Origin of the sequence: Caproicibacterium sp. XB2 (assembly GCF_044880635.1) — a bacterium.
Lineage (GTDB): Bacteria > Bacillota > Clostridia > Oscillospirales > Acutalibacteraceae > Caproicibacterium > Caproicibacterium lactatifermentans.
This window is the reverse complement of record NZ_CP173227.1, coordinates 1,894,767-1,909,783: the sequence shown is the minus strand read 5'-3', so window position 1 is coordinate 1,909,783 and position 15,017 is coordinate 1,894,767. Positions and strand designations below refer to the sequence as shown.

11 protein-coding genes and 1 tRNA gene are annotated in these 15,017 nt (G+C 53.9%); 5 read left to right on the top strand and 7 right to left on the bottom strand.

Going from position 1 to position 15,017, the window contains the following annotated elements; genetic code table 11:
- Positions 1 to 136: 136 nt before the first annotated feature.
- The 3 genes from ilvN to ACIHKT_RS09510 form a co-directional block, all read right to left on the bottom strand.
- On the bottom strand, positions 137 to 616 hold the full coding sequence (gene ilvN, locus ACIHKT_RS09520) for an acetolactate synthase small subunit (RefSeq protein ID WP_086036693.1): 480 nt from the start codon (positions 614 to 616) through the stop codon (positions 137 to 139).
- 14 nt (positions 617 to 630) lie between these two features.
- Positions 631 to 2,283 (bottom strand): biosynthetic-type acetolactate synthase large subunit, encoded by a 1,653-nt coding sequence (gene ilvB / locus ACIHKT_RS09515; RefSeq protein WP_236849688.1) that lies wholly within the window; start codon positions 2,281 to 2,283, stop codon positions 631 to 633.
- 151 nt (positions 2,284 to 2,434) lie between these two features.
- Positions 2,435 to 3,712 (bottom strand): DUF1015 domain-containing protein, encoded by a 1,278-nt coding sequence (locus tag ACIHKT_RS09510; protein ID WP_086036691.1) that lies wholly within the window; start codon positions 3,710 to 3,712, stop codon positions 2,435 to 2,437.
- Between the two features lie 344 nt (positions 3,713 to 4,056).
- Here ACIHKT_RS09510 and ACIHKT_RS09505 point away from each other — a divergent pair, with 344 nt between their 5' ends.
- The 4 genes from ACIHKT_RS09505 to ACIHKT_RS09490 are packed head-to-tail and all read left to right on the top strand — an operon-like array spanning position 4,057 to position 8,972.
- The gene (locus ACIHKT_RS09505; protein WP_174193578.1) at positions 4,057 to 5,145 is read left to right on the top strand and encodes an ATP-binding cassette domain-containing protein; all 1,089 of its coding nucleotides are present in this window, start codon (positions 4,057 to 4,059) and stop codon (positions 5,143 to 5,145) included.
- 1 nt (position 5,146) lies between these two features.
- Positions 5,147 to 5,851, top strand: a complete 705-nt coding sequence (locus tag ACIHKT_RS09500; protein WP_086036689.1) for an ABC transporter permease — start codon at positions 5,147 to 5,149, stop codon at positions 5,849 to 5,851.
- A gap of 17 nt (positions 5,852 to 5,868) precedes the next feature.
- Entirely contained in the window at positions 5,869 to 7,500 is a 1,632-nt protein-coding gene (locus tag ACIHKT_RS09495; RefSeq protein WP_086036688.1) for a Gldg family protein, read from the top strand.
- Positions 7,500 to 8,972 carry a DUF4340 domain-containing protein gene (locus ACIHKT_RS09490; protein WP_404352426.1) on the top strand — a complete coding sequence of 491 codons (1,473 nt, stop codon included), beginning with the start codon at positions 7,500 to 7,502 and terminating at the stop codon, positions 8,970 to 8,972. The genes ACIHKT_RS09495 and ACIHKT_RS09490 overlap by 1 nt, the downstream gene beginning before the upstream one ends.
- Before the next feature lie 84 nt (positions 8,973 to 9,056).
- On the opposite strand, the gene ACIHKT_RS09485 is transcribed toward ACIHKT_RS09490, so the two are convergent.
- Positions 9,057 to 11,069, bottom strand: a complete 2,013-nt coding sequence (locus ACIHKT_RS09485) for a fructose-specific PTS transporter subunit EIIC (protein ID WP_086036686.1) — start codon at positions 11,067 to 11,069, stop codon at positions 9,057 to 9,059.
- Between the two features lie 212 nt (positions 11,070 to 11,281).
- On the opposite strand from ACIHKT_RS09485, the gene argH reads away from it, so the two are divergent.
- Positions 11,282 to 12,661 carry an argininosuccinate lyase gene (gene argH / locus ACIHKT_RS09480; protein ID WP_086036685.1) on the top strand — a complete coding sequence of 460 codons (1,380 nt, stop codon included), beginning with the start codon at positions 11,282 to 11,284 and terminating at the stop codon, positions 12,659 to 12,661.
- A 71-nt stretch (positions 12,662 to 12,732) separates the two neighbouring features.
- On the opposite strand, the gene hydF is transcribed toward argH, so the two are convergent.
- The 3 genes from hydF to ACIHKT_RS09465 all read right to left on the bottom strand — a co-directional run bounded on the left by hydF (position 12,733) and on the right by ACIHKT_RS09465 (position 15,014).
- Positions 12,733 to 13,971, bottom strand: a complete 1,239-nt coding sequence (gene hydF / locus ACIHKT_RS09475) for a [FeFe] hydrogenase H-cluster maturation GTPase HydF (protein WP_086036684.1) — start codon at positions 13,969 to 13,971, stop codon at positions 12,733 to 12,735.
- A gap of 92 nt (positions 13,972 to 14,063) precedes the next feature.
- Positions 14,064 to 14,139, bottom strand: a tRNA-Thr gene (locus tag ACIHKT_RS09470).
- A gap of 104 nt (positions 14,140 to 14,243) precedes the next feature.
- Entirely contained in the window at positions 14,244 to 15,014 is a 771-nt protein-coding gene (locus ACIHKT_RS09465) for a M15 family metallopeptidase (RefSeq protein WP_086036683.1), read from the bottom strand.
- Positions 15,015 to 15,017 lie beyond the last annotated feature (3 nt).

The window sequence follows — 15,017 nt, the reverse complement described above, 5'->3', positions numbered from 1 at the left end:
TCTTACTGTTGTAAGAAAATGTAGTATATAACGGAACTCCTGGAGCACTTAAACCAAGACTTGCCCCCGTCAGAGCTGGGTGCTCCCCCTCAGCTTGAGAAGCTCTGGAAAGAGTTGGGTTGACAAAAGGAATGATTTATTTGCTGCCTTTTTCAACGGCAATGGCACCGGCCCGTACGACTTCTTTAAAGCCGAAGGGCCGCAATAGGGCCAGCAGGGTAGCGGTGCGTTCGTCTGTATCGCAAAACTCCAGTGTCAGCGTTGTGGTGGTTACGTCCACAATGCGTGCCTGCATAAGCTCCGCAATCTTCATGACGTCGCCGCGGTCCGGGGTACGGCAGTTTACCTTTACTAAGGAAAGCTCCCGTGAAATGAAATGGCCGGGTTCCAGCACGCGTACCTTAATGACCTGAATCAGCTTATTTAGCTGCTTTTCTACCTGCTCAACCATGTGCTCGTCACCGTTCACCACAATGGTCATGCGGGAAACGGCAGGGTCCTCTGTCACACCGACTGCAAGAGAGTCGATGTTGAAGCCGCGCCGGGAAAAAAGCCCTGCCACTTTGGAAAGGGTGCCCGGCTGGTTTTCCACCAAAACAGAAAGCGTATGTTTCATTGTTTCCGCCCTCCCTAAATGCTGGGTGTGGAGGGGTCTACCCTGCACACCAGAATGTAAGGCGCGTCACAGGAAAGCATTTGTGCAGCCTGCGCTTTGGCCTCAGCATTGCTGCTGGCCAGAGAAGCGCGGATACCGTAGCTTTCTGCAAGTTTGACAAAATCGGGCACACCGCCTTCCAGCACAGTGCCAATATGATGTCCGCCATACAGCCTGTCCTGAAATTCTTTTACCATGCCGAGCATACCGTTCTGCATGATAATGATTTTAATATTTATACCGGTTTGTATCAGCGTACCCAGTTCACACATGGACATTTGGAAGGAGCCGTCGCCGCACACCGCCACAACCTGCCGGTGGGGCTTGGCCATTTTGGAACCGACAGCGGCCGGAATGGCATACCCCATGGTGCCGAGGCCGCCGCTGGTTAAAAAGCGGCCCTCTTTCACGTTGAAGTTGCGTGCCGCCCAGATTTGGTTTTGGCCAACATCGGCAACCAGAATCGCTTTTTCTTCCATCATCGCGGATAAGTCACGGATAAACACACGGGGCTCAACAAAGTCATCCCGCGGTTCACCGCGCGGCGGAAACTGCTTTTTGTAGTCCACCACTTTTTGCTTCCACGCTTCCGGAACTGTGTCGGTTACCTGTTCGGTCAAACTTTTGAGAACCTGCCGGACATCGCCGACAATGGGAACATCCACCGGCATATTTTTTCCGATTTCCGCCGGGTCAATATCAATATGAATAATTTTTGCCTGTTCTGCAATTTGCTTCGGAGCGGAAACCGCGCGGTCGCCCACACGGGCACCGCACAGAATCACCAGGTCGGCCTGCTGCATGGTCAGGTTGGCGTTTTCCCGTCCGTGCATTCCAATCATGCCGAGGTACAGGTCACTGTCCATCGGCATCACGCCGATTCCCATCATAGTGGCGCATACCGGAATTCCGCTTTTGCGGGCGAAGGCAATCATCTCATCACGGGCATTCGCCGACACCACGCCTCCGCCGCAGCAGATAATGGGACGTTCCGCATCGGCAATGGCTTTCAGTGCTTTTTTTACCTGCAGGGCGTGGCCCTGCGTGCTCGGTTTATAGCCGCGGATAATGGCTTTCTCAGGATAGTGCCACTCGGACACTTCCTGATTTTGTATATCGGTAGGTACATCAATGAGCACCGGACCAGGCCGGCCGGTGGAGGCAATATGGAACGCCTCCTTAAAAATGCGCGGCAGCTCGGCGGCATCTTTCACAAGGTAGCTATGCTTGGCGAAGCTTTCACATGCGCCTGTAATATCTGCTTCCTGAAACACGTCACGGCCCAGCAGCCAGGAGTTGACCTGTCCCGTAATGACCACCAGCGGAACAGAGTCCATGTAAGCAGTGGCAATGCCGGTGATGAGGTTTGTTGCACCGGGGCCGGAGGTTGCTACGCATACGCCTGTTTTTCCGCAGGAGCGTGCATAGCCGCTGGCCATATGAGCGGCGTCCTGTTCTTCCCGTACTAAAACATGGCGGAGGGAAGACGAACCGAGACAGTCATAAAATGGACAGATTGCCGCACCCGGATAACCGAAAACCACGTGGATGTTTTCTTTCTCCAGGCACCGTACCATGATTTCTGCACCGCTGGCCACTGCAAACACCCCCTTGTGCTGCATTGTCATACATGTACATTCCGTGTGCATCAACTGATGATGTTTGAAACTGATTATATTATGAAAAAATCAAAACGTCAATATCCTTTTGCAATTTAGTGACATAAAACCATAAAATTTTTGCAGGCCATACACAAAATGCCTGCAAAAATAGGCGCATTCAGCACAGAATGTCCATTTGATTCATAACAAGGCCGGTAATCAGCTTGGGATAAAAGTAAGTGGATTTCTGTGGCATCTTTTCACCGGCGGCCGCTACGTCGCGGATTTCAGTGACGCGCGTGGGGTTCATCAGGAAGGCACACTGGCTTTCGCCCTTCTGTACGCTGGAAATCGCTTCGTCCATATCGCGGGTGTAGGAAAGGTTGATTTGCTTTGCCATGTTTTCCTTGTCAATGCCCAGTACTTTCTGCAGAATCAGGGTATGCAGAACGCTGACGTCCAACCCGCGGCTGGCAGCGGATTTGTCTGGCAGGGCTGCGTCCATATCGGCAAGGTCCTTGAGGACCAGCAGGTCCCATTCATCGCCGCCGCAGTAGCAGGCGAAGGCTTTCTGACCGGAAGCGTAACAGTCGGCGAGCTTTTCGGAGATTGCCTGTACGCCGGGGATATGTACAATTTGGAACTGGTCGCGACAGCCGTCCAGCAGTGCTTCCCGATTGAAGCCGGGAAGTCCATGGATGAGGCGGTGTGTCGGAAATACGACCAGACCGGGGTCTTCCATATCCGCAAGCATCATCATGCAGTAGTCCGGTTCATTGGAAATGACACCTTGGTCGCGGCACCAGTTGCGGAAATTCAGGGCAGTTTCATAGCGGTGGTGGCCGTCGGCAATATACAGGCGGCGCCTTTCAAAATCCGCACAGATAGCGGAAATGGCGACCGGGTCATTTACCAGCCACAGGCGGTGTGTGACAGTGCCGTCCGAAAATTCATAGCGGGGCGTGTCGCGGCTCAGGGCATCCAGCCGGGCGCGGGTAGTATGCTGCGGGTCCATATACAGGGAATAAATCTGGCTGAAGTTGCAGTAAGTGGTCTGCATGAGGTGGAAACGGTCTTCTTTTGCCTTGCTGAGGGTTTCCTCGTGCGGCAGAATGACACCGCGCTCAAAAGGTTCCAGCTTTACGCGACAGATGACACCCTTAATGCGGTAGGTCTTTTCACTAGCTTTAAATTCTTCCTCATAAATATAAAGGCCGGGCTGCGTATCTTCCTGCAGAATGCCGCCGGCCTCCCAGTTTTTCAGCAGAGCGCCGGCCGCGGCATAAGGATTTTCGCCGCGGGGCAGTTCCAGCCGGATGATGTTGTACGGGCTTTCGGCAAGAAACGAGCTGTGCTGCTCTTCGCTGATGATATCATAGGGCGGGCAGGTGAGCTTTGCGATGTCGCCGGCTTTTTGGGTATAGCGCAGCGCACGGAACGGTTTGACAACGGCCATAAGAATATACCTCCTCTAAATATAAGACACTGAAAAGAAACACAGCCTGCGGCAGCCGCCGGTAGGGGACGTCTTTGGCGGGTTTGTATCATTGTAACCGCAAAGGTGCAGTTTCGTCAAGCAAAGTGATAAAATTTGCAGGACTTTATAAATTTTAATGCACTTTTCATGCCTATACCTGCCGCCTATCCCAAAGAAACCCTGCGTAAAAAGGACTGCCGCATCCGCCGTAAACTTCACACAAAGTTCAGAAACCAAAGATATACTAAACAGATACTGCAAAAATGACAGCAGAATGCCCGCCGGCAGGCGTGCAGAACAACAGCAAAAGGAGTTGGGAACAGATGATCGAAGTCAGCCACCTCACTAAACGGTACGGCCGGAACACAGCTTTGTCGGACATGAGCTTTACGGTGGAGGGCAGCGGCGTTGTGGGGTTCCTGGGGCCGAACGGCGCCGGAAAGTCCACCACAATGAATATTTTAACAGGCTACCTTTCGGCCACCAGCGGTACCGTTTCCATAGAGGGACATGATGTGCTGGACGATGCCGATGCGGCGAAAAGCTGCATTGGGTATCTGCCAGAACTGCCCCCGCTGTATATGGATATGACCGTGGAGGAATATCTGGACTTTATTTACGACCTAAAAAAAGTAAAGCGGTCCAAAAAAGAGCATATCGGAAAAATATGCCGACTAACGGGCATTGACCATGTTTATACGCGCCTGATTGGCAACCTGAGCAAGGGCTACCGCCAGCGTGTTGGGCTGGCACAGGCACTGCTGGGCGACCCGCCGGTGCTGATTTTGGACGAACCCACCGTTGGACTGGACCCCAAACAGATTATTGAAATACGCAATTTAGTTAAAACTTTGGGGAAAAGCCACACCGTGATTCTTTCGTCCCACATTCTGCAGGAAGTGGAGGCTACCTGCGGACGCATTCTCATTATTAACAACGGCCGTCTGGCAGCAGACGGCACACAGGAAGAACTGGCCAAAAGCGTGGAGCCGCAGCGGCTGATGACCGAGATAGAAGCGCCCGAAAAAGAAGCGAAAAAAGCGCTGCAGGCGCTGCCGCATGTGGAAACCGTGCGGGCGGAAGGGGAAAGCGAACCCGGTGTACAGAAATACTCACTGGATGAAAGCGATGATGTCCGCCGCGAGGTGTTTCAGCTGTGCTGTGACAAACACTGGCCAATGCTGGCCATGTCGCCGCGGCGCAATACCCTGGAGGATATCTTCCTGCGGGTAACGTCCGGTGCGGACAAGCAGGCCGAAAAAGAGGACGCAGACCACAGTCGCCGCATGCGTGCGGCTGCAGCCGATGTTGTGGACTGCAGGGTACCCGAAACAAACGACGAACTTTCCCGCAAAGAAGAAAAGGCCGCGGAAAAAGCGGACGATGCAGATACCCGGAAGGGGGAGAATTGAGATGGGCGCAGTAACCAAAAAAGAACTGAAACAATATTTCCATTCTCCGGTTGCATATGTCTGCCTGGGAGTCATTTTGGCGCTGTTCGGCTTTTTCTACACGCAGGTGTTCCTTTCCGGCAGCTCTGCCAATATTTCGTATGTATACGGCAATATGTTCATCTGGTGTATGCTGATTATCCCGATTTTGACTATGCGGACCTTCAGTGAAGAGCGCCGCACGAAAACAGACCAGGCGCTGCTGACTGCACCGGTCAGTACCATGGGCATTGTCATGGGCAAGTTTGTCGGGGCATTTTTCATCTTTTTCCTGGCAATGACATTGTCACTCATTCCAGCAGTAGTGCTGACCTTTTCCGGTTCACCGAACTGGGCCATGATTTTCGGCGAATACATAGGGGCACTGCTGTATGGGGCGGCTATGACGGCAATCGGCATTTTCATTTCGTCTTTGACAGAAAACCCCATTATTGCGGCAATCGGCAGCCTGGGAATTGCGGTTCTGCTGATGGTCATTGATTCCGTGGCCAGCGCGGTGAACAATACGGCTTTTTCCGCCGTCGTTTCGTGGATTTCTTTTTCCAGCCGGTATAAACAGTTTACGTCCGGCATATTTGACATCAGCGCAGTGGTGTTCTTTGTTTCTGTGACAGCGGCGCTGCTGTTTCTGACCGCCCGGCGGCTTGAGAGCCGCCGCTGGAACTGAGGGGAGGCACACAGCAGATGAAAGAAGAAAAACAGAACAAACCTGTTGAGCTGAAAAAATCAGTGTATGTGAAGGATAAAGAAAAGCAGACGGTGGAACAGGCAAAGGAAAACAAGCGCCGCACCGCAAAAGAAGAGAAAAAGGAACAGAAGAAGAACCGTGTCCCGCTGCGGCAGCAAATGCGTTCCCAGCGGTTCCGGCACGGCACAGTGGCCAGCGCCATTACGGCGCTGGGGCTGGTAGTGCTGGTTCTTATAAATGTCTTGATGTCATCGCTGAGCAGCCGTTATCCCAGCATGAATATTGACCTGTCCACCGGTAGTGTCAATTCCCTGAGTACCAGCGTGAAAAAAGTGGTGGACGGCGTGCAGCAGGACACCAAACTCATTATTCTTGGTACGGAGGAACAGGTCAAGAATAACGAGATTCTCTCTTCCTACAATATTAAGTACAGCCAGGTAGGGGTTATCGCGGGCAAGATGGCCGAGCGCAACCATAAAATTTCGGTTACCTACAAGGATTTGGACAAGGACCCCACGTTTGTGAACCAGTTCACCAGCGAGCAGATTACCTCCGGCGATGTGGTAGTGCAGACAGCGAAACGTTCCTATGTTGTCAAGCTAACGGATATGTTTGATATTCAAAGTGACAGCACCAGCGGTGCCCAGCAGGTGTACACACAGGTGGGTGACGCGCTGGCCGCTGGTCTCAGCAATGCAGGCGCCGAAACACTGCCAATCGTTGCGTTTGCAACCGGCCATGAGGAACAGCTGGATACTACAGCGGTTAAGAAGGTCTGCACCAGCAACAACTTCCAGACAAAGGAATTCAACCTTTTGACGGACAAAATTCCGGACAGCGCCCGCCTTATCTTTATCGGTGCGCCGAAAACGGACTATACCGATGCGGAAATCGAAAAGCTGGACGCGTTCCTGTCCTCTTCCAGCAGCACCAGTGACCGAGGTCTGCTGTTGACAACCAACGTTATAGACCCAACACAGATGCCAAAGCTGGCTTCTTTCCTCAAAGAATGGGGCATTACCCTGCAGCACCGCGTGGTAATGGAATCAGACGACAGCAAGTATGTCATGGAACAACCGTCTTATCTGTTGGCGGAGGCCCAGACCGGCGTCACGCTGAATAAGGCGAACACTACTTACAATGACCTTCTAATGCCAATTTCGCAGAGCATGACGCTTTCTGAGGTGAGCGGTGTCACCACCAGTGCGCTGGTTAAGTCCGGCAGCACTTCCTATTCGGTGGGTACGTCGGATACCAGTGCTTCTGCTTCCGGCAAAACACAGGAAGCCTCGGTCCTCGCCGCCGCTGCACAGAAGAATTTAACAGTGAAAGGCAAAAAGGTCAATGCCAATGTCGCCGTATGCGGCAGCTCCGCTTTCTTTGCCGATGGCATTATCAACACGAATACCTATTCAAACGGAAACTGGTGCGCGGACCTTGCCCGGTATCTGACCGGAACAAACGGCACCGGCGCGGTAACGGTTACACCGGTGCAGACCAATGCGATGGACATTAAGCTGTCCAGTGCTTCCAGCCTGCTGCTTGGCTTTGGCGTCTTTACTGTTATCATTCCGGTCTGCCTGTTTGTGGCGGGAATCGTGGTGTATCGTAAAAGGAGGAAACTGTAATGAGGCACCCCAAGCGTGTACTGATTGTTCTGCTGATTTGTGTGGCAGGGCTTGCCGGAGCACTGACATGGCTGCATTTTTCACCTTCCAGCAGCAGCTCCTCCTCCGATTCTTCGGACAACACAGCTACGCTTTACAGTTACAAGGACAGTGACCTTGTCAGCATGTCCGTAAAGAATACGGCGGGCGGCTACACCATTGTTCCGGATAAAGAGGCCACCGCAAAAGCAGCTAGCTCCGCGGCGGCAGCTCCTTCCGGCAGCAGCACTTCTTCCACAGCCTCTTCCAAGGTCGTTTTCCGCATTCAGGAGCTGAGCGGTATGTCTACAACTGCCGATACTATCAGTACAGCGGCACAGGACGGCTACAGCCTGACCGCGGTGAAGAACCTCGGTGCATCCAGCGGTTCCTTGGCGGACTATGGCCTAAAAAATCCGACAGCGACAATTACCAGCACATTTAAGGACGGCAAAAAAATCACCCTGCTGGTCGGCAGCGCAACACCGCTGGACTCCTCGGCACACTATGTCATGCTGCAGGGGAAAGACACCGTCTATACGGCGGGCATTGCGGATGAGCTGTTGCAGGGGCTTCCAGCTTACCTTTCCAAACAGGTGACCAGCGTTTCCCTGCCTTCCGCTTCCTCTGATACTTCTTCAGACACGGCGGACATGAGTGCGGCATTCCAAAAAATTGATGTGACCAACCAGAACGGCGCGTTCCATCTGGTTCGTTCCGGCAGTGGGTGGCAGGTAAACGGCTGCCCGGCGGACAGCGGCAAAGTGGAAATCCTCGCCAATGCCGCAGCTGCGGTCAGCGCTTCCAGCGCGGAGGCGCTGGACCCAACTGCCGCGCAGCTGAAGACTTACGGACTGGATAAGCCAATTTCACAACTTGCCTATACGTCCACTTCCGGAAGCGGGACACTGCTGGTCGGTGCGGAAAAGACCAGCGGAACCTATTATGTTATGATGAAGGGCGGCCGTGTGGTTTATCTGGTGGAAAGCAGCAACCTGACGTGGCTGACACAAAAGGCTTTTGACCTGCAGCGTACTACGGTTTTGGAAAACGAGCGGAACGATTTGGCCGGCGTTACGCTGAAAGGCGGCAGCGCGGTTTACAGTATGGTTATTTCCCGCACGAAGAACGAAAGCTCCTCCACGGAGGACGTTCCTTCCTATACCTATTCTACCGTGTGCAACGGCAAAAAGGTGAAAACGGAAAGCACTTACAGCAGCTTCTTTGATAAAGCGGCCGCGCTGAAAGTGCTGGAGGCCAGCAGTGCGAAGCCTTCCGGTACACCGGCGTGGATGCTGACGGTCAGCGGCTTTGACACGAAGGTACACCATACCTATGCGTTCTACGCTTCCGGCAGCCGGCGGTATCTGGTTACAGCGGATGGTGTGACGCTGGGACTGGCAAACAGCACGGATGTAGATGCGGTGGTTACGGCCGCAAAGGCAGTCCAGTAAAATATCCAAACAAAAAAAATACCGCGGAACCTTTTCCAGTGAGGAAAGGCTCTGCGGTATTTTCGTATAGGGACAAAAATGTATTTAAGATTTTGCTTCCGCAGAAGAACAGGAAACGGCGAGTGCTGCATCCTTTCGTTTTGCGAAGTGAGCACTTTTGAGAAAAGCCAGCAAGAACATACCGGCAGCGCTGCCAATGCCCAGCGCCAGCAAGAACTGTGGTGCCCCCTGCATCAGTGGCACCACAAAGATGCCGCCGTATGGCGCAGAAAGGCGGCAGCGGAACAGCATACACAGTGCGCCTGCCAGTGCCGAGCCCGCCATACAAGAGGGCAGTACCCGCAGCGGGTCCGCCGCCGCGAAGGGAATAGCCCCTTCTGTAAGGAAACAGGCACCGGTCAAATAGGAAGAAAGGCGTAGCTGCTGCTCTTTTTTCGTAAAGAGACGGGGGAAGAAAGTGGTGCACAGCCCCATCATCAGCGGCGGTACCATGCCGCCGGCCATAACGGCTGCCATAATACTGCTGGGGGCGGCACTTCCGTTGGAGATAAGTGCCGCCGTGCCAAATAAATAAGCGGCTTTGTTGATAGGACCGCCTAAGTCTGCCGCCATCATGCAGGCCAGCAGAGCGCCTACCCATATATCCACCGAGGGGTTTGTGCTGAGGTTCAGTTCTGCTAAAAATCCACTGGCCCACAGATTCAGCTGCGAACACATCGGGTCCAGTACCAGCAGACAAACAAGCCCAATCCCCAGCGTACCGAGCAGCGGGTAAAGAAGCATCGGCCATACGACCGTACTGACGGTATCGGAAAGATGAGAACTTAGTTTTTTTAGCCCCAGTACCATCAGCCCGCCGACGAACCCGGCGGCGATGACACCGACAAATCCAGAACTGGTAATGGCAAGGCCGCTGGTTTGGCTGCTGACCAGCCGGCCGTCCTGCCAGCAGTATCCGAAGGCGGCCAGATACCCGCCAACCAGCCCCGGCATCAGCCCCGGCCGGTCGGCAATGCCGATTGCGGTAAAGGCCGAAAGGACGGGCAGCATCAGGGAAAGCGAAATCTGTCCCAAAAGCCGGAACAGGGGACCTACGGCGGAATGGCTGCCAATGCCGCTGTATCCGGCGGCGCCGGGTGTAAAAACGCTGTCCAGCAGGAAAGAGAGTGCCATTAAAACACCGCCGCAGAAAACAAAGGGCAGCATATGCGACACACCGCTCATCAGGGCACTATAAAGCCAGTGCCCAATGTGATGGTGGGGCGAGGGCAGTGAAGCGGATGCGGCATCGTCCGGGTGGTAAACCGGAGCCTTGCCTTTGGAGGCCAGTGCCAACAGCTGTTTTGGCCGGTGAATACCATCCGAAACCGGAACCCGCAGCAGAGGCTTTCCAGCGAAGCGGGTGAGATTTAGGGCGCGGTCGGCGGCAACAATGACACCGCGGCAGCCGGCGATTTCCGCTTCCGTCAGTTTACTTTCCACACCGCACGCACCGTGCGTTTCCACTTTTAGGGAAATACCCATCTTATCCGCAGTGGCACAAAGTTTGCGCTTGGCCATATAGGTATGGGCTACGCCCAGTGGACAGGCGGTTACAGCGACAACCGTATAACTGCCGCTATGCTTTGTTTCGGCGGACCGCTGCTCATCGGCCGTTTCCGCAAGGTCCAGTGTATGGCAGAATGCGGCATAGTCCGGTGCGGCCAGCAGGCTCTGTACAAGGGACTTGTCCATCAAAAGCTGCGCCAAACGGCTTAAAAGCTGCATATGCGCACTGCCGTCCGGTGCGGCAATCAGGAAAAAAAGGTATACGGGTTTTTGGTCCAGTGCATCAAAAGGACAGCCTTCTTTTACACGCATGACCGCCAGAGCGGGATGCAGAACTGCCGCACAGCGGCCGTGCGGAATGGCCAGCCCCTCACAGCCGGTGGAAACCGAAGATTCCCGCTCCAATACATTTTCACGAAAAGCTTTTTCATCAGCAATGCAGCCGGTATGCTCCATCAGCCGCAGCAGGTGTTCCAGCGCAGCCCGCTTTGTGCTTACATGGGCTTCCAGGTCACAGGCAGCCGGGCTCAGCAGGTCTTGTATGCGCATGGTATAACTCCTCCTTTTTCTGCTGTTTCTTTAGCAGAATAGAATTAAATTCAGCATAACATGATTTTTCATGAAGGTCAAATTTTTGCGAAATTGCATTTTTAATGAGAACATGGTAAACTCAAAGCATAAATATACAAAATGGGAAGAGTCGATTTCCAGCCGATAAGGGGAAACTGTTTCTTTCCTGAAAAAAGCAGGGGGCAGGCAGTATGGCACAGTTATGGGGCGGCAGATTTACCCGCCAAACAGACAAGCTCGCTTATGCGTTCAACGCATCTTTTTCTTTTGACCGGCGGCTGCTGCCGCAGGACATTCAAGGAAGCTGCGCACACGCCAAAATGCTGGAGAAGCAGGGCATCCTGACACAGCAGGAGTGCACCGACATCCTGCGGGGACTGCAAAGCATTCTGGCCGATGCGGAAAACAGCACGCTACCTATGACCGACGAGTATGAGGACGTGCACAGCTTTGTGGAGGCGAACCTCATTGCGCGTATCGGTGACACCGGCAAAAAACTGCACACCGGCCGCAGCCGCAACGACCAGGTTGCACTGGATATGAAGCTGTATGTGCGCGACGAAATCGGCAATATTGACAGCGAACTAAAAGAATTGCTGGAAACGCTTTTAAAGCTGATGAAAGAAAATGCCGATACCTTTATGCCTGGCTTTACGCATCTGCAAAAGGCACAGCCGACCACGCTGGCCCACCACATGGGCGCCTACTTCGAGATGTTCCGCCGCGACCGCGGCCGTCTGTCGGATGTGAAAAAGCGGCTGAACCTGTGCCCGCTGGGTGCCGGTGCGCTGGCAGGGACTACCTACCCGCTGGACCGTGCCTACACGGCCGAACTGCTGGCCTTTGACGGCCCAACCCGCAACAGCATGGATTCCGTTTCAGACCGGGATTATCTGCTGGAATTTCTTTCGGCGCTGTCCATGGTCATGATGCACCTGAGCCGCTTTTGCGAGGAAGTCATTTTGTGGAACTCCAACGAGTACCGCTTCGTCGAGATTGACGACCGTTACAGTACCGGCAGCAGCATCATGCCGCAGAAGAAAAATCCGGATATTGCGGAACTGGTACGAGGCAAGACAGGGCGGGTGTACGGGGCCTTATCCGCACTGATGACGACCATGAAGGGCATTCCGCTGGCATACGACAAAGATATGCAGGAAGACAAGGAACTGACGTTTGACGCGGCTGATACCGTAAAGGGATGCGTGCGTCTGTTTGCGGATATGCTGCGCACCATGCATTTTAACAAGGAACGCATGGCGGACAGCGCCCGTCACGGCTTTACCAACGCAACCGACGCGGCGGACTATCTGGTCAAGCATGGTGTGCCGTTTCGTGACGCGCACAGCATGGTGGGCAAACTGGTCCTATACGGCATTCAGCACCAAAAGGCGCTGGACGACTTTACACTAGAGGAGTTTCAAGCCGTCAGCCCCGTTTTTCAGGATGACATTTACGATGCAATCAGCCTGACAACCTGTGTGGAGAAACGCAACACCGCAGGTGCCCCCGGGCAGAAAGCAATGGCAGAAGAAATCGCCGAAGCGGAAAGCTACCTACAGGCAAATTGATTTTCTATATTGTATTTACGGATAAAAGAAACCGCTGGCCCATGTGAAATGCGTGGGCGGCGGCTTTTTGTCTATGAAAGCGATTCAATACTTTTGGGGGATTCGGCCGTATCCAGAAGAGTTAGAATATCCGGAAACAGACCGAGGCTGCGCCGCAGGATTCCATTCATGTAGGCAATGGCAACGCCGTAATTTGTAATAGGAACGCCTTGGTCAGCGGCGCATTTCATACGGTATCTTACTTCCCGCGCATTCAGCATACAGCCGCCGCAGTGCAGCACCAACGCGTAGGGGGAAAGGTCCTCCGGAAAAGTGGTGCCGGAACTGGTAACAATTTTTATCTCTTTGCCAGTGAATTTTTCCAACCAGCGCGGCAGCTTCACCGTGCCGATATCATTGCACTGACGGTGATGTGTGCAGCCCTCTGAGATAAGCACGGTATCGCCGTCCTGCAGGCGGCTGATGGCGGAAGCACCCTGTACGGCAATTTTCAAGAAGCCTTTGTACCGTGCCATTAGAATGGAAAAAGAGGTCAGCGGAATGTCCTGCGGCACAGCCGCTGCGACCGCGTGGAAAGCCTGGCTGTCCGTGATGACCACAGCCGGTTTTTGGGAAAGCGACTGCAGTGCCTGTGACAGGGAATTCTCTTTAACGACAACATTGATGGCGTCCGATTCCAGCACATCACGAATCATCTGCTGCTGGGGCAGAATCATGCGGCCTTTGGGTGCGGCAGAGTCAATGGGCGTTACCAGCACCGCAATATCGCCGGGGTGCAGCAGGTCGCCGATCAGCCGGTGCGTCAGGTCTTCGGTATGTGTCAGGTGACCGATGCGCTCTTTTAGGCTGTAAATGCCCTCTTTGGTTACGGCGCTGACATACATGGCGTTCGCTGAAAGCGACGGGCGGTGTGTCAGCAGGTCACATTTATTGTAAGCAATGATATACGGAATTTCTTTTTTACGGAAAATCTGAATCAGCTGTTTTTCGCAGTCCGCCATGCCCGCCGCAGCATCTGTTACCAGTACGGCAACGTCCGATTTGTTCAGTACCTGCTTGGTTTTGCGCACACGCTGTTTCCCCAGCAGGCCTTCATCGTCAAAACCGGGGGTGTCAATAATCATAACTGGACCGAGCGGCAGCAGTTCCATGGATTTGTAAACCGGGTCCGTTGTCGTGCCTTTTGTGTCCGAAACGACCGCGAGGTCCTGGTCCGTCACCGCGTTTACCAGACTGGATTTTCCGGCGTTGCGCCGTCCGAAAAAGCCGATATGTACGCGTTCCCCGGACGGGGTGCCATTCAGCCCCATAACTGTCACTCCTTATTTTTGCAAAATAAAACTGTACACAAAAATACCCGCAGGCAAAACCAAAAGGCAGCTTTGCCAAGCGGGTCCTTGTTTGGAGCTACTGGGCGGACTCGAACCGCCGACCTGCTGATTACGAATCAGCTGCTCTACCAACTGAGCCACAGTAGCGGATAAAATCCTGTTCCGAACTTTCTTATTATATCGTAGAAATAAAGTTTCGTCAAGCATTTCCCGTATGTGCAGCGCTGTGCTTTTTTCGTGCGGATGGGTGCTTAAGCGAGATATTCTTCCAAACAGAGATTTTTCCGCTGTATTTCTTCCGCGGTGGGAACACCCACATAGCGGTAGTGCCACGGTTCAAAGATAATACCTGTTATCTGTTCCTTTCCTTTGGGGTAGCGCAGAATAAAGCCGTATGATGCAGCATTCTTTACGAGCCAGCGGCTTTCCGGTGTGCCGGCGAATGTTTCATCCAGCAGCTGATTGGAAATGCTGCCGAGGTCCACCGCCAGCCCGAGGTTGTGTTCACTGGTGCCGGGAGGTGCCACCACCGCTGCCGCGGCGGCAACAGCGGCACCGCTCTGCAGGCCGTTGCTCTGTTTGCTGCGGATTTCGTCATGATACAGCGTTGTCTGTAGGCTGATGCTGCGCCAGCCGGAACAGGCCATCAGGTGATTTCCCTCGGTGTTGCAGGCGGAAATCATTTTTTGCAGTGCACCGGACGCGCGTGCGTCAAAACGGACATTTCCCACAGCGGATGTTTTCACGGAGAAATTTGCCGGCAAGGGGTGCGAAGCATTGACCAGCCGCAGCTGCCACGACTGCCGGTCAACTGTGGGTGCGGATGACGCGGCCGAGGAGACCGGCGCGGGCGAAACGGGTGACACCGCCGCTGCGGCAGCGGAAACCGAAGAGGAAGCTGCCTGCAGGCGGGGGTGCGTGATTCCCCAGGTACATAGGGCGGCCGCGCACAGGACTGCGACACTAATCAAAAAAACAGCCTCCCGACGGCCTTTGTGCGGTGTGGGTGCATAACGATACATATC